This is a genomic window from Nonomuraea sp. NPDC004186 (assembly GCF_053603495.1).
Window position 1 is genome coordinate 159679 of the sequence record NZ_JBSGFQ010000009.1, and the last position, 20771, is coordinate 180449.

The 20771-nt window shown below is 70.9% G+C and carries 17 protein-coding genes; 8 read left to right on the forward strand and 9 right to left on the reverse strand.

Translation table 11 applies throughout. The annotated features are described in order from the left end of the window. Positions 1-4: 4 nt before the first annotated feature. From ACWEPL_RS10455 to ACWEPL_RS10470, 4 genes are all read right to left on the reverse strand, one after another. Positions 5-1339, reverse strand: a complete 1335-nt coding sequence (locus ACWEPL_RS10455; protein WP_452435863.1) for a hypothetical protein — start codon at positions 1337-1339, stop codon at positions 5-7. 248 nt (positions 1340-1587) lie between these two features. Further along, positions 1588-2067, reverse strand: coding sequence for a hypothetical protein (locus ACWEPL_RS10460; protein ID WP_452435864.1), 480 nt, complete (start codon positions 2065-2067; stop codon positions 1588-1590). Positions 2068-2915: 848 nt separating this feature from the next. After that, on the reverse strand, positions 2916-4214 hold the full coding sequence (locus ACWEPL_RS10465; RefSeq protein WP_452435865.1) for an aspartyl protease family protein: 1299 nt from the start codon (positions 4212-4214) through the stop codon (positions 2916-2918). A gap of 73 nt (positions 4215-4287) precedes the next feature. Next, positions 4288-4527, reverse strand: coding sequence for a hypothetical protein (locus ACWEPL_RS10470; protein ID WP_452435866.1), 240 nt, complete (start codon positions 4525-4527; stop codon positions 4288-4290). A gap of 933 nt (positions 4528-5460) precedes the next feature. Here ACWEPL_RS10470 and ACWEPL_RS10475 point away from each other — a divergent pair. Beyond that, entirely contained in the window at positions 5461-6030 is a 570-nt protein-coding gene (locus tag ACWEPL_RS10475; protein ID WP_452435867.1) for a dihydrofolate reductase family protein, read from the forward strand. Positions 6031-6284: 254 nt separating this feature from the next. On the opposite strand, the gene ACWEPL_RS10480 is transcribed toward ACWEPL_RS10475, so the two are convergent. The 3 genes from ACWEPL_RS10480 to ACWEPL_RS10490 all read right to left on the reverse strand — a co-directional run bounded on the left by ACWEPL_RS10480 (position 6285) and on the right by ACWEPL_RS10490 (position 8826). Continuing rightward, complete coding sequence (locus ACWEPL_RS10480; RefSeq protein ID WP_452435868.1) at positions 6285-7043, reverse strand: class I SAM-dependent methyltransferase; 759 nt, start codon at positions 7041-7043, stop codon at positions 6285-6287. Between the two features lie 233 nt (positions 7044-7276). Next, positions 7277-8422, reverse strand: a complete 1146-nt coding sequence (locus tag ACWEPL_RS10485; protein ID WP_452435869.1) for an RNA polymerase sigma factor — start codon at positions 8420-8422, stop codon at positions 7277-7279. Next, entirely contained in the window at positions 8419-8826 is a 408-nt protein-coding gene (locus ACWEPL_RS10490) for a YciI family protein (RefSeq protein ID WP_452435870.1), read from the reverse strand. The genes ACWEPL_RS10485 and ACWEPL_RS10490 overlap by 4 nt, the downstream gene beginning before the upstream one ends. Before the next feature lie 138 nt (positions 8827-8964). On the opposite strand from ACWEPL_RS10490, the gene ACWEPL_RS10495 reads away from it, so the two are divergent. Next, entirely contained in the window at positions 8965-9915 is a 951-nt protein-coding gene (locus ACWEPL_RS10495) for a GNAT family N-acetyltransferase (RefSeq protein WP_452435871.1), read from the forward strand. Next, positions 9912-11342 carry an MFS transporter gene (locus tag ACWEPL_RS10500; RefSeq protein ID WP_363973527.1) on the forward strand — a complete coding sequence of 477 codons (1431 nt, stop codon included), beginning with the start codon at positions 9912-9914 and terminating at the stop codon, positions 11340-11342. Before ACWEPL_RS10495 ends, ACWEPL_RS10500 begins: the two co-directional genes overlap by 4 nt. A gap of 15 nt (positions 11343-11357) precedes the next feature. On the opposite strand, the gene ACWEPL_RS10505 is transcribed toward ACWEPL_RS10500, so the two are convergent. Continuing rightward, positions 11358-12761, reverse strand: coding sequence for an FAD-binding oxidoreductase (locus ACWEPL_RS10505; RefSeq protein ID WP_452435872.1), 1404 nt, complete (start codon positions 12759-12761; stop codon positions 11358-11360). 103 nt (positions 12762-12864) lie between these two features. Here ACWEPL_RS10505 and ACWEPL_RS10510 point away from each other — a divergent pair, with 103 nt between their 5' ends. The 5 genes from ACWEPL_RS10510 to ACWEPL_RS10530 all read left to right on the forward strand — a co-directional run bounded on the left by ACWEPL_RS10510 (position 12865) and on the right by ACWEPL_RS10530 (position 19784). Then, the gene (locus tag ACWEPL_RS10510; protein WP_452435873.1) at positions 12865-13311 is read left to right on the forward strand and encodes a MarR family winged helix-turn-helix transcriptional regulator; all 447 of its coding nucleotides are present in this window, start codon (positions 12865-12867) and stop codon (positions 13309-13311) included. Between the two features lie 184 nt (positions 13312-13495). Further along, positions 13496-16054 (forward strand): class III lanthionine synthetase LanKC, encoded by a 2559-nt coding sequence (gene lanKC / locus ACWEPL_RS10515; RefSeq protein WP_452435874.1) that lies wholly within the window; start codon positions 13496-13498, stop codon positions 16052-16054. Positions 16055-16131: 77 nt separating this feature from the next. Continuing rightward, positions 16132-16230: a class III lanthipeptide gene (locus tag ACWEPL_RS10520; RefSeq protein ID WP_350730711.1), complete on the forward strand. Its 99-nt coding sequence runs from the start codon at positions 16132-16134 to the stop codon at positions 16228-16230. A gap of 177 nt (positions 16231-16407) precedes the next feature. Then, positions 16408-17697 carry an MFS transporter gene (locus tag ACWEPL_RS10525; protein WP_452435875.1) on the forward strand — a complete coding sequence of 430 codons (1290 nt, stop codon included), beginning with the start codon at positions 16408-16410 and terminating at the stop codon, positions 17695-17697. Further along, entirely contained in the window at positions 17694-19784 is a 2091-nt protein-coding gene (locus tag ACWEPL_RS10530; protein ID WP_452435876.1) for a prolyl oligopeptidase family serine peptidase, read from the forward strand. The genes ACWEPL_RS10525 and ACWEPL_RS10530 overlap by 4 nt, the downstream gene beginning before the upstream one ends. On the opposite strand, the gene ACWEPL_RS10535 is transcribed toward ACWEPL_RS10530, so the two are convergent. Next, positions 19768-20619 carry an AfsR/SARP family transcriptional regulator gene (locus ACWEPL_RS10535; RefSeq protein ID WP_452435877.1) on the reverse strand — a complete coding sequence of 284 codons (852 nt, stop codon included), beginning with the start codon at positions 20617-20619 and terminating at the stop codon, positions 19768-19770. The genes ACWEPL_RS10530 and ACWEPL_RS10535 overlap by 17 nt on opposite strands. Positions 20620-20771 lie beyond the last annotated feature (152 nt).

The window sequence follows — 20771 nt, forward strand, 5'->3', positions numbered from 1 at the left end:
CCGTCTAGGACGAGCGAAGTTCCGCGGCCACCGCCCGTTCCCGCAGCTGCGCCGCCTCCGTCCGCGCCGCCTCCAACTCGGCCCGCAGATCCTCGAGCCGCATCCGCTCCAGCCTCAGCTCCGCCAGCAACCCGTCGCGCTCCTTCGCCGCGGCATCGGCCCGGGACTTCTCCCGGGAGGCCAGCTTCCGCTCCCGGGTCAGCGACGCGGAAGCCTCCGCCACCTTCCCCTCCAGCCGCTCCACCTCGGCCGCCGCCTGCGAGGCGTCCTTGAGCGCCACCGCCCGATCCCGCTCGGCCTCTTTGAGTGCCAAGGCCCGATCGCGTTCGGCTTCCTTGAGTGTCATGGCCCGGTCCCGTTCGGCTTCCTTGAGCCTCATGGCCCGGTCCTGCTCGGCTTCCTTGAGCGCCACGGCCCGATCCCGCTCGGCCTCCGCCGCCGCCCGTTCGGCTGTGACGGCCCGCTCCACCGTCCGGTCCCGCTCCTGTGCCGCCGCCTCCGCGCGGGTCTGCGCCTCGATCAGCTTCCGTTCGGCCTGTTCACGCTCCCGCACCGCCGCCGCCGTCTCGTCCCGGGCCCGGTCGCGTTCCTCCCGTGCGCGCTCGGCCTCCTCCTGAGCCTGTACGACCTGCGCCCGCGCCTCGGCAGTGCGCTGCTCAGCCTGCGCCATGACTTCAGCCGTGCGCCGCTCGGCCAGCTCCGCCCGCTCGGCCAGCTCATGAACGACCTGGTCCCTGGCCTGCTCCGTCAACTCGCCCCGATGCAGCGCCTCTTCGGCCCGCCGCTCGGCCGTCTTCGCGCGCTGCTTCGCCTCCTCGGCCGTCTGGAGCGCCTGTCGTTCGGTGCTCGCGGCCTCCCGCAACGCGGCCAGCGCCTGCTCCCGCGCCCGTTCGGCATCCCCCAGTGCCGTCTCGCGCTCGGCCTGCGCCTCTTCGAGCCGTACCCGCATCTCGGCCGTCTGCCTGCGGGCGTGTTCGGCGGCCTCGCGCGCCAGCCGTACCTGCTCGAACGCCTGCTCCCGCTCCGTACGGGCGATCGCCACGCGCGTGTGCGCCTCGGCCTGCATCGCGCTCAGCTTCGCCTCGACCCCCGCCGGACTCAGCTCCGCAGCCAGGGCCCGCGCCAGCGGCTCGATGGCGGCGGTCAGACCGCTCTCCATCCGGTCGTACAACTGCTCGGCCCTGGCCAGCGCCCCCTCCAGCCCCGGCGTGGCCCGCCGCAACTCCCGCTCCCGCTTGGCCGCCGCCTGGCAGTCCTTCTCGGGGCAGTACGCCTTGGGCCGCCCTCTCCCCCGCCGCTGCTCGATCGGCGACCCACAGTGCTTACAAGGCGTTACCACACTGGCATCCGCAGTCACGGCGGCAGCGTACCATTTTTGATTTTCTAGAAAATAAAATCCAGAAAACATGACCTGTTGTGCCGCGCCCGCGCCCACACGACTTTCGACGGGAGCGTGCCGACTCGAAGTGATGCCCAGGACCTGCAGTTGCGGGGGTTGAGGAACCGCCGGACAGCCGTTGTCGATAAGAGCGATCTTGCTGGGGGCGCCAACGAGCAGAGCTGGGATGTGGGTGGGACAGCTGCTGGTCAGGGTCGCGCAAGTACTGCATAGCCGGTGGATCGGTCGCCTCTGAGGGTGCGGGCGGCTTCGGTGACCGAGATGCCGACGTCGACCAGGCGGCGCGGTGCGGCCAGTCCGGCGGGGCCGATGGCGCGTGGCCGGCCGGTCTTCTTGCCGGGCAGCGTGGCGCTGTTGGCTTCGCGACACTTGGTGGACTGCATGGCGCCGATGGTTTCGCGGTGCTTGCCGGGCAATGTGGTGCTGGGGTTTCGGGCTGCTTGGTGGGCAATGTGGTGCTGGGGTTTCGAGGTGCTTGCCGGGCAGCGTGGCGCTGCTGGTTTCGCGACGCTTGGTGGACTGCATGGCGCCGGTGGTTTCGGGGTGCTTGCCGGGCAGCATGGTGCTGGGGTTTCGCGGTGCTTGCCGGGCAGCGTGGTGCTGCTGGTTTCGCGATGCTTGGTGGACTGCATGGCGCCGGTGGTTTCGGGGTGCTTGCCGGGCAGCATGGTGCTGGGGTTTCGAGGTGCTTGCCGGGCAGCGTGGTGCTGCTGGTTTCGCGACACTTGGTGGACTGCATGGCGACGGTGGTTTCGCGGTGGCCACGGTGATGGAGAGTTCTTCGGCTGTCTCGGTGTTGGAGATGCCGCGGCCGACGCGAGTGAGGACCTCGTGTTCGCGGTCGGTGACGTCGCCGTCCCCTGGCCGGCAGGTAGGGGCTGGTCAATGCCTGACCGGCGCTGTCGGCACCCGCATGGTCCAGGCCGTCGGGCTCGCTGGCCAGGCACGCCCCGCGATGGGACGTTTCGACGCCGGATTCCTCGACTGGCGCATTGGCGCCTGCTCCCACTTTGCCCCGCTGTGGGTGGACCGCGTCTTCGCCCTGGGCCATACGCTCAAGTCGCTGGAGGAGATCCTCGATGGCGACCCGCGCGAGCACGTACATGCCGCCCGCGTCGTCATCTACAAGGCCGCGTTCATCCGTCCTGGACCGCAGGTGCGGCTTCATCGCCGCCTGCCCCGAGGCGGTCTGGTCTGCCAGCCGGAGAGCGCTGGACGCCGGGCTCACTGCCCCGCTCGCTCAGCGACTCGCCGGGCTCGCTGCTCTGCTCTGCTTGCTCAGCCATTCACCGGGATTGCTGCTCTGCTCTGCTTGCTCAGCGATTCGCCGGGGTTGCTGCCCTGCTTGCTCAGCGGCTCGGTGGGTTCCGGCCGCGCATGGCTGCTGCGGTGTCCGGGACACCACCATGTGCGGCATCGGGCGACGGGGGAAGGGTGTCTCGTTTGCCCTTACCCCGTCGCTCGTATGAGCCGGCAGCTCCAGGTAGCTCCAATTACGCCCGTGCAGTCGCGGTGATCAGGTGGCCTTGCCGCGGGCTATGTAGAGGTTCATGTCGGTGAAATCGAGGGTGACGTTGTAGGGCTTGTAGAAGCTGTGGGAGAAGTGGGCCAGCACGTCGAACCCGTATGGGGCGAGCCGCTGGCTTGGGTTCACCATGCAGTAGACCTCCTTGGCGGAGGCGTTGCCGAGGCGGATCTCCTTCGGGTAGCAGGGGTACGCGACCACCGGGTGGCTGTGGGCGAAAGTCTCGACCGGGCGGTCGTAGTCGGTGCGGATCCCCAACTGCTTGGCCGATTCCTCGGACATGCCCGCGGCGATCTCGCCGGTTCCGCCGATGGGCGTGGCCACCACCCGTGTCCCGGAGCCGGCGATGCTGCCCCTGCTGTGCAGCATGTGCTCACGGGCCAGCCACAGCGGCAAGGGCTCTGCGCCCGCCCGTTTGGCGGCGGCGCGTGCCTGCCTCGCCGTTTCGGGGGTCCGGCGGCGCAGAATCAGCGACCGGCCCGCATAGTCGAAGGTGGTCAGCAAGTGGTAGAAGACCCACGTGCCGATGATGCCGTCGTTGGACTCCTCGGGCGTATCTGTTTCCGACCACTCCACGGGGATGTTGCGCAGTTCGATGTCGCCCAACTTGAAGGAGTCCAGCACCCCGAAGTACTGCCATGCGGTGCCGCCCAAGTAATCGATCTTCTGACTGGCGACGGGGCTCAGCCCGGCCTCGTCGGCTACCTTCGCGGACATGCCCAGCCACCCGGCGCCGGTGTAGGGCAGGAAGCGTTTCGGCGGTCCGCCGTTGACCGAGGCCTCTACCAGCGGGAACGGGTCCATCTGCTGGAATGGCAGCCGCGCGATGTCGCCGTGGATCTGATACGACTCGCCGCTGACCGCCGCGAACCACTTGGCGTAGGCGTCCACGCCGGCCGCTTGCCAGTGTGGTGCGGAGAGGGCGAGTTTGTCCTGCCGGATGTAGCAGTCACCCAGAAGCTTGTTGGCTTCCTTGTCGTCGGGCGCCAGGTCGATGGCCATCTTGAGGTATTTCTCGGCGTCGGGGAACTGGTTGGACAGCAGCCCTACATAGCCGCGCTGGCGGGCCGCATGCACGTTCGTGGGGTCTGTCTTCAGGATCTCCTCGTACGCGCGGCCGGCCTGCTCGAACTCCCCGGCCTTGAACAGCGCGTCCGCGTCACCGCTGCCGGCTGACGCCGTGGCCGCCGTGGCTGCCTTGCCCAGCAGCGGCGCGGTCGCGGCGGCACCGGCCAGCACGGCGGCGCCCCGGAACAGCGAACGCCGGTCCCATTCTCCGTCATCAGCCACGCCTTCTCCTTCTCGTGATCGCCTTTGTCGCAACGTTCTGTCCCAGCGGACGGTCACAGCATCTCCGGCCGGTTCATCTCGCCCTGCTTGATGAGGAGACGCCGGAGTCGCCAGGGTCACCCCGGCCGAACAGCATCGACCCGACGCGAGCGGTCGGATCGGTGGCCTTGCGCCGGGCCAGGGCCAGGGCCAGGGCCAGGGCCAGGGCCAGGGCCAGGGCCAGGGCCAGGGCCAGGGCCAGGGCCAGGGCCAGGGCCAGGGCCACCTGGATGGTCGGTCCCTTCGGCTTCGACCAGTCGGTCGGTACGGTCACCGTGCTGCAGTCCATCTCCGGCTTGTCCGGACACGGATTCCAGTCCCACGGTGGACGGTTCGGATCAGGGCCAGCTCAAGGCCCTCCCGCACGACCGGGTCATCCTCGATCAACAACACTCGCGACACGCCCCGGGTTTCACCGCACGCTCCGCAACTCGCCCGCCGGTCAACCGGATCCACTGTCGACCGCCCGTGTCCCCGCCTCGTACGCGCCGCGTCATGGTTGTGTCACGGTCGCGCCGACGGTGGCCGCCGTCGAGAAACGCCGACATTCGGCGGACAATGCGCACATTCGGCGCCAATCGTGCTTCGTCATGAACGAGCCACGCGCCATCCCCCTCGTCCCCGAGAGCGGCTGCACGGCGGGGTCACGCTGGTGCTCGCCGTGCTCCTGCTGTTCCCGGTCGAGCGGATCACGCCGCGCCAGCCGTACCTGTCGCGCAGCCCGGTCGAGCGCAAGCCGGGCCATCCGCGGTGGCTAGCCAGTCGGGCATCTGCACGAGGGCATCCGCGTCCTGGCGGTGCCGGCCACGGCGGTCCGGTTCAAGACGGTGGCAAGGACGAGGGGCCACAGGCTGACGGCCGCGTGATCGTGGCGGTGTTCCGTTAGGGGACCCCCACCGGAACACCGAGCGATCAGGCTGAATGCCCAGGTCAATGCCGCGGCGTTCACCAGAGCGGAGTGGTGGTCGGCGGTGGACGCCGACGTCAAGAGTGTACGGACGGGCTCCGTGGCGAATCCGTGCCCCTTCCGTGGCGGTCAGGGGGTCTGCACGGATGTCCCGGCCTGTCGCGGCAGGCCAGAGTCGCAGGCAGCGACAGCGACGCAGAAGGGTCGCCTTGGCATGCCGAGCCTGCTCGCCATCGCATGTCAACAAACAGCGACCGGCTCCGACCTACCTATGACCGCACAGACAAGAGGAGGCAACTCATGGGCAAGATCATCTACTGGGTGCACGCGTCGGTGGACGGGTTCATCGACGGACCCGACGGGGAGTTCGACTGGCCGATGATGGGGCCAGAGCTGTCGGCGTACTCCGAAGGTCTGGACAAGAGGGTCGACACTCTGCTGTTCGGACGTCCGGTGTGGGAGATGATGGTGGGGTTCTGGCCGAACGCCGAGTCACTGTTGGACGATCCGCATGTCGCCGCTTTCGCGCCGTTCTGGCGCGCCACGCCGAAGATCGTCTTCTCGCGTACGTACCCGGGTGACGAGTGGACCAGTCGCGTCATCAGCGGCAACCTGGCCGAGGAGGTCGCCGCCCTCAAGGCCAGGCCGGGCGGCGGGGACCTGCTCCTCACCGGCGGCTCCGCGCTGGCGGCGGCGCTGACCGAGCTGGGGCTCATCGACGAGTACCACGTCGCCGTACACCCGGTGGTGCTCGGCGGCGGCCGGAAGCTGTTCGCCGCGCCGGAGCAGCGCCACAAGCTGCGGCTCGTCGACTCGCACGTCCTCGACGGCCAGGTCGTGGTGTCGCACTACCAGCTCCCCTCCAGCTAGAGCGACCCGTGCGGCGGTGGAACCCACCGGCACGGTGCCGATGCCAAGGTTGCGGGGGCACACGCCAGGGAGTCAGTCCCGGTCGGCAGGTGTGGCGTGCAGGTCAGGAGGCTGGCGATCATCGCGGCCCTGCGCCTGGCTCGCGGACGCGAGCACGCTGTGCGCTGCCGGCCCGCAGGGCCTGTACGTTCTGGGCCGCCCGCAGCCGACAGCGGCCCGCGCAACACCTCCCGTGATCGGTTAAGAGCAGGTCCTCAGTCGGCATTCAGGACGAAGAACAGGAAGCTCGGGGTACGGGCGAGGAGGCGGTAGTCGTCGGGGAACAGCTCGCGGGCGGCCGGCACAGGCTGTGGCTCGCTGATGACGGCCAGCCGGAAACCGGCCGCGGTGAAGGCGTCGGTCATCGCGTGCAGCGGCCGGTGCCAGAAACTCATCGGGACGGTCTCTCCGCCCATGGTCCACTCTTCGCTCCAGTTGCGGGTCGCGAAATAGCTGACCTCGCGCCCGGCCAGGCGGTGCATGGCGTGGATTATCAAGGGATGGTCGACGGACACGATCAGCCGGCCGCCGGTCCTCAGCACGCGCCGCAGTTCGGTGAGCGTCGGCCCCCAGTCTTCCAGGTAGTGCAGCACCAGGGACGCCATCACGTCGTCGAACGCGTCGTCGGGGAACGGCAGCGGGTCACGCAGGTCGGCCACCCGCAGGTCAGCACCGTCACCGAGCCGCCGCCGGGCCAGCTCCAGCATCCCGGTGCTGCTGTCGATGCCGGACACGACGGCACCCCGGTCACGCAGCGCCTCGAACAGCGGGCCCGAGCCGCAGCCGGCGTCGAGGATCCGCCGGCCGGACACCTCCCCGGCAAGGGCCAGGATGGCGGGCCGCTCGTAATAGGCGTTCATGATGCCGGCCTCGTTTTCGGCCGTGTACGCCTCGGCGAAACCGTCATAGTCGTTGACTCGGGACGGATGCGCGGGCTCAACGTGATCTTCGGGCACGGTAGGCATGCGAGCCATCCTGGCCCACCAGGCTCGGGCCCGCGAACCGCGCAGGCGCGAGTCAGCTCACCCCGCCCACGACCGCCTTCCCCCCGCGCGCCGCCGCCGCGTAGAACGGCACGAGGGCCTCGAATCCCTCTCACCGGTCGCCGTGGCCGGCCACGGATAGCACAGCCGCCACTGACTGGTGCCATGCTCGGCCTCGGCCCTGCCCTCCGCGAGCAAGGGCGAGCTCCAACGTGATGGCGTACTCACGAACGCAGCAGTTGCCGCACCCGGGCGGCCTCGCGCGTGAGGTGGTCGCGCTCCGGCACGCTGGTGGCGGCGCGGGAGGCCTCGGCATACAGGTCGGCGGCGTGCTCGAGGTCGCCGGCGCGCTCGTGCAGGTATGCCGTCACCGCGGCGTAACGGGGCAGGTCGGGCTGCACGTCAGCCAGCGCCGCCAGGCCGGCCTGCGGCCCGTCGGCCTCCCCGACCGCCACTGCGCGGTTGAGCCGCACCACCGGGCTGCCGGTGAGGAGCAGCAGTTCGTCGTACCACTCCACGATCTGCACCCAGTCCGTCTCGGCGGCGCTCCGAGCGTCCGCGTGCAGGGCGGCGATCGCGGCCTGTGCCTGGTATTCGCCCAGCCGGTCGCGGGCCAGCGCGGTCTGCAGGATCGTCACCCCCTCGGCGATCAGGCCGGTGTCCCAGCGCGATCGGTCCTGCTCGCCGAGCGGCACCAGGCGGCCTCCCGGTCCGGTACGGGACACGCGGCGCGCATGGTGCAGCAGCATGAGCGCGAGCAGCCCCGCGACCTCGGGCTCGTCGGTCAGGGCGACGAGCTGGCGGGTGAGGCGGATCGCCTCGGCCGCCAGGTCGACGTCTCCGCCGTAGCCCTCGTTGAAGACGAGGTAGAGAACGCGCAGCAGCGTCCCGAGATCACCGGGCTGGTCGAGCGGCAGCCCCGCGATCCGCCGCTTGGCCCGGCTGATCCGCTGCGCCATGGTCGCCTCGGGGACGAGGTACGCCGTCGCGATCTGCCGCGTGGTCAGGCCACCTACCGCGCGCAGCGTCAAGGCCACGGCCGAGCTCGGCGGCAGGGTGGGGTGCGCGCACAGGAAGTAGAGCCGCAGCGTGTCGTCCGTGGCGGGCGCCGGACCGGCGGGCGGCTCGACCTCCACGGTGAGCTCTCGTCCCCGCCTCGACGCCTCGGCCCGGGCGGCGTCGAGGAACTTGCGCCACGCGACCGCGACGAGCCATGCCTTGGGCTCGCGGGGCGGATCGTCGGGCCAGGTTTCCAGCGCCCGGATCAGGGCCTCCTGCACGGCATCCTCGGCCGAGGCGAAGTCGGCTCCGCGTCGGACGAGGACACCGATCACCGCGGGCACGAGCTCCCGCAGCAGCGACTCGTTCACTCGGCCACCGTGGGCGACTCGGTGAGGAACGGTCGAACCTCGAGCCACTCGTGGATCGGCTCGCCGTCGGCCCCGGGAGCGGCGGACAGCTCCCCGGCCAGCTGGACCGCGCGGTCCCAAGACTCCACGTCGATGATCATCCAGCCGGCGATGAGGTCCTTGGTCTCGGCGAACGGCCCATCGGTCACCGGCGGGCGCCCCTCGCCGTCGTACCGCACGAACGCGCCCCCGGGCGCCAGTGCCTGGCTGGAGACGTACTCCCCCGTCTCCTCCAAGCGGGCGGCGAAGTCGCGCATGTACTGCACGTGCGCGTCGACCTCCTCCGGCGTCCACCGGTCCATCGGCGCGTGGTCGACAGCGGGGGCCGGGCCACCTCGGTAGTGCTTCAGCAGCAGGTACTTCATGGTAGATCTCGCTCTCCGGCACACGGCCCGTCGCCCTGGGACACGACAATTTTCCCAGCAGTTTCCACCGCCATCTGACCCGCGACCACGAAGCTGAGGCCTCACGCCGGCCGGCCGAAAACCGGGTGCGGAGTGCCGGTGCGATGGAGTGTGATCGGGGTCATGGCGATGGTGTCGGGTGAGCCGGGAGTCGGCGGGCTGAGCGAGGTTGTGGGCGTGCTGCGGGAGTGGCAGCTCGAAGGGGCGCCGACGCAACTGCATCCGGGGGACCTGGGCTGGTTCTGGCGGTTCGGCGCGGAGGCGACGGCCGCGGCGGTCCGTACGTGGAGCCGGGACGGCCGGATTCTCGCCATCGGGCTGCTGGACCAGCCCGACCTGTTGCGGCTGACGATCGCGCCGGACGCCCAGCGGGACGAGGAACTGGCGCAGCGGCTGGTCGAGGACATGACCGAGCCGGAGCGCGGCGTGCTGATCGAGGGGAAGGTGAACGTCGAAGCGCCCATGTCCGCGCTGGTCCAGGATCTGCTGTCCGAGAACGGCTGGAAGGCCGACGAGCCGTGGACACCGCTGCGCCGCGACCTCACGGAGCCGGTGAAGGATCCAGGGGTGCGGATCGAGGTGATCGGGCCGGAGCAGGCGCACGTGCGGTCCGCCGTACAGCGGGCATCCTTCGACGGGTCGACGTTCACGGACGAGCGCTGGCACGCGATGGCGGCCGGATCTCCGTACGCCGACGCCCGGTGCCTGGTCGCGTACGACGACCGGGGCAACGCGGTGGCGGCGGTGACGGTGTGGTCGGCCGGTCCGGGCAAGCCCGGGTTACTCGAGCCGATGGGCGTGCACCGGGAGCATCGCGGTCACGGCTACGGCAAGGCGGTCACCGTCGCCGCGGCGGCCGCGCTCCAGGAGCTGGGCTCGTCGAGCGCGATCGTCTGCACCCCGAGCTCCAATGTCGGCGCCGTCGCCACCTACCGGTCAGCCGGATTCCGGCAACTCCCCGAGATCCGGGACAAATACCGGGACGCCCAGCCACATGATCGGCCAGGAAGCCTACCTGGCAAGAACGCGGGTAGCCACAAAAGCTTATGAGCGACGTGGAGACCGGCACCATAACCACCAAAGTGCCCGCGCGCCTTGATCGGCTCCCCTGGTCCCGCTGGCACTGGATGATCGTCATAGGGCTCGGCACCGTCTGGATACTCGACGGGCTCGAGGTCACCATCGTGGGCAACCTCTCAGGGCAGCTCGCCAAGCCGGGCAGCGGCCTGGAGATCACTCAGGCGCAGGTCGCGGGCCTGGCCGCGGCGCTTTACGTCGCGGGCGCCTGCTCGGGTGCGCTGTTCTTCGGCTGGCTGACCGACAGGTTCGGCAGGAAGAAGCTCTTCCTCATCACGCTGGTCGTCTATCTGGCGGCGACCCTGATGACCGCGTTCTCCTTCCACGCGTGGTGGTTCTTCCTGTTCAGGTTCATGACGGGGTTCGGGATCGGCGGCGAGTACGCGGCCATCAACTCCGCCATCGACGAGCTCATCCCCAGCCACCACCGGGGGCGCATCGACATCATCATCAACGGCAGCTACTGGCTCGGCGCCGCCGGTGGCGCGTTGCTGACCGTGCCGCTGCTGAGCGGCCTGCCGGTGAACATCGGCTGGCGCGTCGCGTTCGGCCTGGGCGTGGTGCTGGGCCTGGCGATCCTGCTGGTACGGCGGCACGTACCGGAGAGCCCGCGCTGGCTGTTCATCCACGGCAAGGAGAAGGAGGCCGAGGAGATCGTCGGCGGCATCGAGCGGCAGATCGGCGCCGACCTGCCGGAGCCGAAGGAGTCGGTGACCGTGCACCAGCGCAAGTCCATCGGTTTCGTCCGGATCGCCCACACGATGGTGGCGCTCTATCCCCAACGTACGATCCTCGGCCTGTCGCTCTTCATCGGCCAGGCGTTCCTCTACAACGCGATCACCTTCGGGTACGCGCAGATCCTGGCCACCTTCTTCAAGATCGACACGAATGCCGGCTACTACTTCGCCGTCATCGCGGTCGGGAACTTCCTCGGCCCGCTCCTGCTCGGCCGCCTCTTCGACACCGTGGGCCGGATCCCGATGATCTCGGCCACGTACATCGGGTCCGGGCTGCTCCTGCTGGGCACGGCCTGGCTGTTCGACCAGGGCCTGCTGAACGCCGTGACGCTGACCGCGTGCTGGTCCGTGGTGCTCTTCGTGGCCTCGGCCGGGGCCAGTTCGGCGTACCTGACCGTCAGCGAGATCTTCCCCATGGAGACCAGGGCCCTGGCCATCGCGTTCTTCTTCGCGATCGGCACCGCCGCCGGTGGCATCGCCGGCCCGCTGGTCTTCGCCTCCCTTGTCGAGACCGGGGTGCCCGGGGACACGGCGCTCGCGTTCTCCATCGGCGGCATCGTGATGATCGTGGCGGGGCTGGTCGAGCTGCTGTTCGGGGTCAAGGCCGAGCGCAAGGGCCTGGAGGCCATCGCGACGCCGCTCAGCGCAGCGCCGACCTCGTGATCGATGTACGGCCGATCAGTCCGTCGAGGCGCTCGACGACGGGATGTTGTGGTTGATCCGGAAAAGCTGGTCCGGGTCGTACGTCGCCTTCAGCGCGGCCAGCCGCCGGTAGTCCGCCTCGGTGTAGGCCCGCCTGACCCGCTCGGGAGCCGAGTCGTGGTCGAACAGGAATCCCGGAAGCGCGGCGCCGGTGTCCCACCGCCGCAGCCGCTCCAGCGCCTCGTCGGCGGCTTTGCGCACCGCGTCGGCCTGCTCGGCCGGAGCCGGCATCCGCATCCACAGGTGGAAGGCCGCGCCCTGGGTGCTGACCGCGTGCGGGCGGCCGGGCGGCCGGTTCAGCGCCCCGCCCAGGTGACGTAGCTCGATGCCGGGGAACGGGCCCCCGGGCTTCGACGGATCGATGAACGAGACCAGCTCCTCCACGGCCTCGTCGTCCAGTTCGTGCAACAACGCGCTGCGCAGGTGCGCCATGACCGGGTTCTTGGGGTCCTGGTAGATCTCGGTGATCTGCGTGTACGGCCTGGCGTCGCAGGTGTCCTTCTCCGGGCCGAGCGCGCGCAACGGCTCCACCAGCCGCGCACCCTGCTCCTCGTCCCCCATGTAGACCACCCGGACCTGCACGAACGAACGGCCACGGAACTCCTCGGGCAACTGCGGCACGTCAGGGAAGCGCAGCAACGTCACAGAGGACGACATCTCCTCCGGCTGCTCCTTGGCCCAGGCCAGGTAGGAGCCGAGCACGTGGGCGGCGCGCCTGCGGTCCTCGACCGGGTAGTAGAGCTCGCCACCGTAGACGGTACGCAGCGGCAGCAGCTCGATCTCGGCCGCGACCACGACGCCGAAGTTGCTCTTGCCACCCCGTACCGCCCAGAACAGGTCGGGCTCCTGGGCCGGCGAGACGGTGCGGAGCAGGCCGTCGGCGGTGACGATGTCGAGCGAGCGGACGTAGTCGGCGGCGAAGCCGTACGTACGGCCGGCCAGCGGGAGCCCGCCGCCGGTCAGATAGCCCATCACCCCGACCTGGCCGGAGGAGCCGCACAGCGGTGCGAGGCCGTGCTCGGCCGCCGCGGTGAGCACCTCACCCCACCGCAGCCCGGCTCCGATCCTCGCGGTGCCGGCACGCGGGTCCACCGACAGCTCGCGCAGCTCCCCGGTGGCGATGAACACGGCCCCATCCGCGGGCACCGACTTACCGTGCCCCGTCGACTGCACCGCGACCGGGCGTCCCGCCTCCGCCGCGAACCGGACGGCGGCGGCCACGTCATCGGCGTCGGCGGCGATCACGACCACCGCGGGCCGGTGCTCGACCGTCAGCAACCAGCCGGAGCAGGCCTCCTCAAAGCCCTCGTCACCGGGGTAGAGCGTGCGCCCCCGGATCGACGCGTCCAGGCTCACCATTGCGAAATTCGTCGTCGGCATGTCAGTTATCCACCTTCCACGAGAATGTTGGTTAGACCAACGTTGGTGCGGCCAACAGTACACTTAATCGTGGGTAGGGCCAACAATTTGCTAGATTGTCCCCGTGGACACGCCAGAGGGGCCGCCGCCACAGCGGCTGCGTACGCTGCCGAGCAGGCTGACCAACCATGCGGCGCAGATCGCCAACCGGATCGTGGACCAGGCGCTCGGCCAAGCCGGCCTTCGGCGCTACCACTACGCCCTGCTCGCCGCGCTGGAGGAGTACGGCCCGGCCAGCCAGGCCGCCCTCGGCCGCCGTACCGGCATCGACCGCAGCGACATGGTGGCGACCGTCAACGACCTCGCCGAACGGCAACTCCTCGAGCGCGCACCCGACCCGGACGACCGCCGTCGCAACATCATCACCATCACCGCGGCAGGCCGGAGCCAACTCACCCACCTCGACCGGCTGCTCGCCGCCGCCCAGGACGAGTTCCTCTCCCCGCTCCCCCCGGCCGACCGGCAGAGCCTGATCGACCTGCTCACCCGCCTCGTCGAGCATCACGGCTGAGGCCTCTCCGGCCCCTGCGGCTCACGGCGGTTTCCCGCGCGGCAGGCAACGGCCCGCAGCGGCCCTTGTGCCCCTGCCCGTGTCCCCGACCGCCTCCACCTGCGTGGCAACGGCCCGGCAACACCCCCCGGATACCAAAGAACCAGCGACGTACCGGTCGGGTCAGTGAAACGGGGACATACCAATGCTCGGCTTCTACAGTTACGCGCAGGCGGATCCTGAGTTCTACGCGCCGCTGTCCTGGCTGCCGGACCCAGGGAGGCGTTTCGCCCCCAGGTCCGTCTCCGACGGCTGGACCTCCGCCACGCATGACGTGTGGACCAGGTGGACCCATCCCGACGTGGTCACGCCGGACCAGGGGTGGAAGGTGCACGTCTCCGCCCGCCTCGAACGCGCCGACCTCGTACTGGACGCGGTCGCCCGCGCCTGCCACGCGGAGCGGGTGGCCTTCAAGCACCTGTCGGCCGAGGTGTTCTTCCTGTTCATGCACCACAAGCACGGACCGAGGCCGCAGGCCGGCAAGTTCTGCGCCCTGTACCCCGACGAGCGGAGCGCCCTGCGCCTGATGGAACGGCTGGCCGGCGAACTCGCCGGGGAGGAGGGGCCCTACGTCCTGTCCGACCGCCGTTTCCGCGACTCGCGCACGGTGTACTACCGCTACGGCGCGTTCGAGGCGCGCGGCGGCCTGCGGGCGGACGGCGGCAGGGAGAGCCTGGTACGTGACGGCTACGGCCGCGACGTGACCGATTCCAGAGGCGTCTCCTTCACGCTGCCCCCAGGCATCGGCGACCCCTTCGCGAAGCCGGCCGGGCGGCCGCGCAACGGCCCGCCGGTGATCCACGGCTACGAGATCGTGCAGGTCCTCCAGCCCAGCAACGCCGGTGGCGCCTACGAGGCCAAGGACACCCGGACGGGCCGCACCGTGTTCATCAAGGAGGCACGCGCGCACAACGGCCTGTACTGGGATCGCAGCACGGCCGTCGAACGGCTGCGCCGGGAGCACCGCGTGCTCACCGAGTTGTACCAGGCCGCGCCGGACGCCTGCCCGCAGCCGCTCGACTACTTCCAGGAGTGGGAGCACGAGTTCCTGGTGACGGAGTTCGTCGCCGGAACACCGCTGCACACGTGGGCGGCGCTGCACTCGCCGCTGATCCAGGCCGGCAGGACATCGGCCGACTTCGACGCCTACTACGGCGAATGCGAGAGGGTGCTCGCCGAGCTGGACCAGGCGCTCGCCCGGCTCCACGGAGCCGGGTTCCGCTTCGGCGACCTCAACCCGCGCAACGTGATGGTGACCCCCGACGGCGTCAGGCTGGTCGACTTCGAGTCGTGCACCCACCGCGACGCCCCCCTCATCCCCATGGGAGCGGACGGCTACGCGCCACCGGCCGGCTTCCCCCTGTCCGGCCCGTTCGCCTGGGACGAGTACGGGCTCTCCGCCATCGCGCTGCTGCTGGTCATGCCGATGCACGCGGTGGTCCAGCGCAGCCCCGGCAACCTGCGCTGGCTGCGCCGGGACGTCGGCAAGCACGCCCCCGTCCCCGCCGCGTTGTGGCAACGTGCGACCCGCTTCCACGACGAGCGGGACACGGCGCGGACCGGCTCGCTGCCCGCTCCCGGAGAGCTCGACGAACGGCCACGGGAGAGTCTCGCCCGGTTCGCCGACGAGGTCCGGCTGGGGCTCATGGACATGATCGACGCCGAACAGCTCGACCGGAACTTCCCCACCGTGCCACGGGGATTCGAGACGAATCTGCTCTGCGTCGCCTACGGCCTGGCCGGCATCCTGCACGCCCTGCACGTCACGGGCTCCGCGATCCCTGCCGGGCTGCCCGAGCGCCTTCGCACCCGGGCGGCGGCCCACGCGGGCGACCTCCCGCCGGGCCTGCACACCGGGACGGCCGGCGTCGCCTGGGTCCTCGCCGACCTCGGCCTGCTCGACGAGGCCGGTGACGTGCTCGCGCACGCTGCCCGCCACCCGATCCTGGAGACGGCTACGACCCTCGGCGAGGGGCGGGCCGGCGTCGGCATGGCCGCCCTGCGCCTGCACCGCGGCACCGATCAGGCGCGCTTCCTGGACCTGGCGGCGACGGCGGGCGAGGCCATCGTGCGCGCCGGCGACCTGCGTCCCACTCTGGGGCCGGGCAACGCTCGCGGGCTGCTGCACGGCCGCGCGGGCATCGCCCTCTTCCTGCACCGGCTGAGCGCGGCGACCGGGAACGACCGTTACGCGCACGCCGGCAGACGCCTGCTGCACGAGGAGCTCGACCTGGCGATCGAACTACCGGACGGCGCGCTCTCCTTCAGCGACAGCGACCAGACCCATCGCGGCCTGCCCTACCTGTTCAGCGGCTCGGCGGGGGTCGCGCTCGCGTTGAGCCGGTACGCGGCGGGCCCGGACGACGTCGGCGACGCCCGGATCACGACGGCGCTGCCACGCGTCCTCAGCGACGTCCGCAAGAACTGCTGCGCCTTCCCCGGGCTGTACTGCGGCCTGGCGGGCCTGGCGTTCGCGCTGGCGGACCACGCGGAGCTCATGGACGATCCGCGCTCGGCGGACGCCGCGCTCGACGTCGCCACCGGCCTCGTCAAGTACGCCGTCGGCGGCCGACGGGGCGTGCGTTTCCTCGGCGAGGGCTCGCTGCGGTTCAGCGGGGAGCTCTGGAGCGGCGGGGCGGGCGTCCTGCTGGCCCTGCACCGGGTGCTGAACCGCCCGGCCGGCCATTTCCTGCTGCTGGACTGACCTGCCCCACTCTGAGCTTCCGGCCGGCGACCGCCGGCCGGAGAAGGTGTCGAGAGAAGGAAGGAGGTGTGTGACCCATGTCGGAAGTTCTGGCCCTTCAGGAGCTTGACGTCGAGCTTGCGGAGGATGCTCCCTGGAGCACGCTGAGCCTGTTCAACTGCAACAACACCAACTGATGCCGCCATCGAGGCGGATGAACGCGGGGCGTCCGATCTGACGCCCGCGCCGAACGCGAGCGGCCGGCACCGAGACCAGCGGATGCCGGCCGTCTTGCTTCCCGGTCCCGCGTTCCCAGCGTTCGCACCGGTCTGCCGCCCACACTCGCCGGCCGGCCTGAAACTTCGGAGAATGGCATGACACGAGATTTCCGGCTCTTCCAGGGCGGCCAGGTCGCCTCGGCTTTCGGCTCGGTGTTCACGGTGATCGCGGTCCCCCTGGTGGCGGTGCAATATCTTGGCGCCTCACCCGCGGAGACGGGTTTCCTGGTCGCTGCGGGCAGCCTTCCCCTACCGCTCCTCGGGTTGTTCATCAGCAGCCTGGTCGACCGGCTGCGCTCCCGGCGGCGGGTGCTCATCGCGTGCGACCTCACGGTCGCCGTGGCCCTCGGCCTGACCATCGTGTCGATGCTCACCGGCAGGCTCAGCATCTGGGCGCTGGGCGCGCTGGTGTTCGTGATCGGCACGGTCGGCGTGATGGTGGAGACCCTGTACCTGGTCTACCTCAAGACCATCGTGGGCACCGGCGACATCGTCAAGGCCAGGGCCCGGCTCAATCGCGGCGAGTACGTCGGCGGCACGCTCGGCAGGGCGCTGGCCGGCCCGGCGGCGGCGCTCGGCCCCGTCGTCCCCTTCCTGGTGGACACGGTCTCCCGCCTGATCAGCGCGGGCACCACCGCTCTGATCAGGACACCGGAGCGGCCGGCCCAGCAGGCGCGGCAGGAACGCTCCTTCGCCCACGAGCTCGGCGCCGGGTTCAGTGCACTGTGGGGGCAGCCCTTCCTGCGCGCGCTCGTCCCCTTCCTCGTGGGCCAGCAGCTCGTCATGGGGATGACCCTCGCGCTGATCGCGCCGTACGTGTTGAAGGTCCTGCACGTCCCGGCGCAGTGGTACGGCCTGCTGTTCGTGCTCCTCGGCGTCGCCGGGGTGACGGGGACGTTCCTCAGCGAGCTGCTCTCGCGGCGGCTGAACACCGAACGGCTCACGATGGTGGGCCTGATCGGCGGCGCGATCGGCACCGTGGCGCTTCCGCTGGCGGGCGGGCCCGTGCTCGTGGCCGCCATCACGGCGGGCCTGGGCATCGGGCTCCCGTACCTGTTCGGCGCGATCGCGAACGTCGGGCTGCTCGGCTTCGTCACGATCCGGATTCCCGAAGAGGTCCTGGGGCGGCTGTCGGTCAGCGTGCAACTGCTCACCGCGGCCGGCGCCTTCGCGGGGGCGCTCGTCGGCGGGGCTCTGGGGCAGCAGGCGGGGATCGTCCCCACCTTGTGGGTCGCCTGCGGGGTGTCGGCCGTCAGCATGCTGCTCCTGCTTCCGGTGTTGCGGGTCATGCGGGCGGGCGACGAGCGCACGCCGGACCACGCTCACGCGGCGGCGCCGGCCGGCGTGCCGGTCGCCGAGGGCGGCGACGCCGAAAGGCCCGCATGAGCGCGCGGGCCTACCCGCCGGCCCGCCGGGGCGAGGACTCCGACGTCGTGCACGGACGGGTGATCCCGGACCCGTACCGCTGGCTGGAGGGTGACGGCGCGGAGAGCCGGCGCTGGCTGCGGGCACAGCACGACCTGACCGAGGATTATCTCAGGTCGTGCAGGCCCCGGCCGTTCTTCGCCGACCGGCTCGACCGGCTGATGACACCCGGGACGGACTCCGCACCGGTCTGGCGCGGAGCTCGGGCGTACTTCCTCAGCCGCCGCCCCGGACAGGAACACGCCGCGCTGTACTGCAGGGACGACGGCGGCGAGCGCGTCGTGTTCGATCCGGCACGCCTCGGCGGGCCGGGAAGCGCCGGCGCCACGCTCGATTCCTGGTCTCTCTCCCCGACCGGCCGCCTGCTGGCCTGCCAGGTGTCGCGGGACGGCACCGAGCAGGGCGTGCTGCTCGTCGCCGACCTCGTCTCGGGCGAGATCGTCGACGGGCCGATCGGCGGCGTCCGGTACCCGACCGTCGCGTGGCTGCCCGACGAGTCCGCGTTCTTCTACGTCAGGCGCGGTCTCGACGAGTCTCCGGGGGCCGTACGGAGCGTGTGGCTGCATCGGGTGGGCCGCGACGCCCGGAAGGACACGCCGGTCTTCGGCCTGGAAGGCGACGCCAGGACGAGCCATCGGGTCGCGCTGTACCACGGGCGCTGGCTCGTGGTGTCCGCCAGGGTCGGCACGGCCCCGTGGAACACGCTGCACCTCGCGGACCTGACCGTCTCACCGCCCGACGAACCGCGGTTCCTGCCGATCCCGCTCGCCCCGGGGGCGCTCGGCTTCGCGCGGGTGAGCCGATCCGGCGAGATCTACCTGCACACCACCGGCGCGGCACCGCGGGGCCGCGTCCGCGCCATGGCCGCCCGCAACCTGGGAACGACGGCCACGAAGTGGGACGGCCGGTCATGGAGGGACGTGGTGCCGGAGGACCCTGCCGCGGCGATCTCCGGATTCTCCCTGCTGGAGGACGACGGGACGGACGCGCCCCGGCTGTTCGTGGTGCGCACGCGCGACGCGGCGTCGGAGGTCACGGTCTGGGACGGCCGGTCCGGCCGGTGCCTGGACCGCGTCGCGCTGCCGGGAGCCGGGACGGTGCGCGAGGTCTCCGTACGGCCCGGCGCACCCGCCACCGCCTGGTTCACCTACACCGACCACACGACGGCGCCCACCGTCCTGCGGTACGCCGGACCGGCGGCGCGAACCGGCGCCGACCGGCGTACGACGTCCCAGGCGACGATCACCACGCGGCGGGAAAGCTATGTCTCGGCGGACGGCACCGAGGTCCGGATCTTCGTGATGGCGCCGGCGAGCTGCGCGTCCGGGCCGGATCGTGTCCGGCCGGCGCTGCTCACCGCCTACGGCGGCTTCGGCGCGGCCGTGACGCCGTCCTTCGAGCCGAGCGCCCTGGCCTGGGTGGAGGCAGGCGGTGTGTTCGCCGTCGCGTGCGTGCGGGGCGGGGGCGAGCAGGGAGCGGCCTGGCACCGTGCCGGCATGCGGGGGCACAGGCAGAACGCCTTCGACGACTTCCACGCGGCAGCCGAGTGGCTGATCGGCGAGGGCTGGACGAGCGGTGACCGGCTCGGCGTGATCGGGGCCAGCAACGCCGGCCTGCTGGCGGCGGTCGCCGTGACCCAGCGCCGTGAGCTGTACCGCGCCGCCGTCTGCATCGCGCCGCTGGCCGACATGGCGCGTTACGAGCGCTTCGGGATGGGACCGGCCTGGCGCTTCGAGTACGGCAGCGTGGACGTGCCCGCCGAGCTCGACTGGCTGATGGCGTACTCGCCCTACCATCACGTCGTCCCGGGCGAGACGTACCCGTCGTGCATGTTCGTGGTGTTCGAGCACGACACGCGGGTCGATCACATGCACGCGCGCAAGATGGCCGCCGCCCTGCAGCACGCCGCCACCGGACCGGGCACGGTCCTCTTCCACGTCGCCGGCGGCCTCGGCCACCAACCCCGGTCCCGCGGCAAGGGGGTGGCCGTGGGCGCCGACGCGCTCGCCTTCCTCGCCGTGGAGACCGGCCTCATGCGCAGTCGGTGATCGCCACCGGCGGGCCTGACGACAGGCGGAGCAGCATCCGGGGGTCGGTGACGCCTCGCAGCACGCCCGCCTCGACGTGTCGCAGCCCTTCCCCTGGCTCGATGCCGAGCTCGTCGATCAGGGTGCGGCGAGCCCGGTGATAGGCGCCGAGCGCGTCCCCGGGGCGGCCGGCCGTGCGCAAGGCCACGATGAGCAGCTCCCACAGCCGCTCACGCAGCGGATGCTCGCCCACCAGCCGCTCCAGACGGCCGACCGCCGTGTCCGTGACGCCCGCCGCCAGGCTCGCGGCGAACTCCCCCTCGTACGCCTGGAGCCGAAGCCCCTCCAGATAGCCGATCTCGGCCAGGGCCCAACCGTGCACCTGGCAGTCCGACACGACGTTCCCGCGCCACAGCGCCAGCCCCGCGCGCAGACTCCGCGACGCTTCGGCGAACCGCCCCTGCGCCGAGAACCGCAACCCCGTCGTCACCGACTCCTCGAACCGCTCCCCATCGACGTCCACCGCGTCCGCGCGCAGCAGGTAGCCGGGGGCCTGCCGCCGGATGGGCCGCTCGCCGCGGTGCCGGGACAGGTCCGCGCCCAGCTTGGCGATGTGAGCGTGCAGCGTGCGTAAGGCCGTGGGCGGAGCATTCTCGCCCCATAAACCGTCCACCAGCTGTTCGGCGGTCACGACCCTGCCCGGGCTGAACGCCAGCAGCGCCAGCAGGCTCCTGCGCCGCGGGGGCAGCACGAGGGGGCAACCCCCACGCCGGACGTCGAGCGGGCCGAGCATCTTGATCGTCGAAGGGCCGGCCTGGTGACCACCAGGCTGGTCGAACGGACGGTACAACACCATGGACACCCTCCGATGACTGGTTCCGATGAGCGCGTCAGGCGGCGGCGAACACCGCGGACAGCGGTCACACCGGGGATCGCCGGGAGCCACCCCCGGTCCACCGACCTGACTCCCTACAGGTCCGGCGTTCCATCGCGTTCCTCCGCGTTCCT

Bases quoted from the DNA above. Each gene is read 5' to 3' on its own strand.
- ACWEPL_RS10480 (WP_452435868.1), bottom strand. From the start codon at position 7,043: ATGGCTCGCATGCCTACCGTGCCCGAAGATCACGTTGAGCCCGCGCAT.
- ACWEPL_RS10500 (WP_363973527.1), top strand. From the start codon at position 9,912: ATGAGCGACGTGGAGACCGGCACCATAACCACCAAAGTGCCCGCGCGC.
- lanKC (WP_452435874.1), top strand. From the start codon at position 13,496: ATGCTCGGCTTCTACAGTTACGCGCAGGCGGATCCTGAGTTCTACGCG.
- ACWEPL_RS10535 (WP_452435877.1), bottom strand. From the start codon at position 20,619: ATGGTGTTGTACCGTCCGTTCGACCAGCCTGGTGGTCACCAGGCCGGC.
- ACWEPL_RS10505 (WP_452435872.1), bottom strand. From the start codon at position 12,761: ATGCCGACGACGAATTTCGCAATGGTGAGCCTGGACGCGTCGATCCGG.
- ACWEPL_RS10520 (WP_350730711.1), top strand. From the start codon at position 16,132: ATGTCGGAAGTTCTGGCCCTTCAGGAGCTTGACGTCGAGCTTGCGGAG.
- ACWEPL_RS10530 (WP_452435876.1), top strand. From the start codon at position 17,694: ATGAGCGCGCGGGCCTACCCGCCGGCCCGCCGGGGCGAGGACTCCGAC.
- ACWEPL_RS10525 (WP_452435875.1), top strand. From the start codon at position 16,408: ATGACACGAGATTTCCGGCTCTTCCAGGGCGGCCAGGTCGCCTCGGCT.
- ACWEPL_RS10475 (WP_452435867.1), top strand. From the start codon at position 5,461: ATGGGCAAGATCATCTACTGGGTGCACGCGTCGGTGGACGGGTTCATC.
- ACWEPL_RS10460 (WP_452435864.1), bottom strand. From the start codon at position 2,067: ATGCTGCCCGGCAAGCACCCCGAAACCACCGGCGCCATGCAGTCCACC.
- ACWEPL_RS10490 (WP_452435870.1), bottom strand. From the start codon at position 8,826: ATGAAGTACCTGCTGCTGAAGCACTACCGAGGTGGCCCGGCCCCCGCT.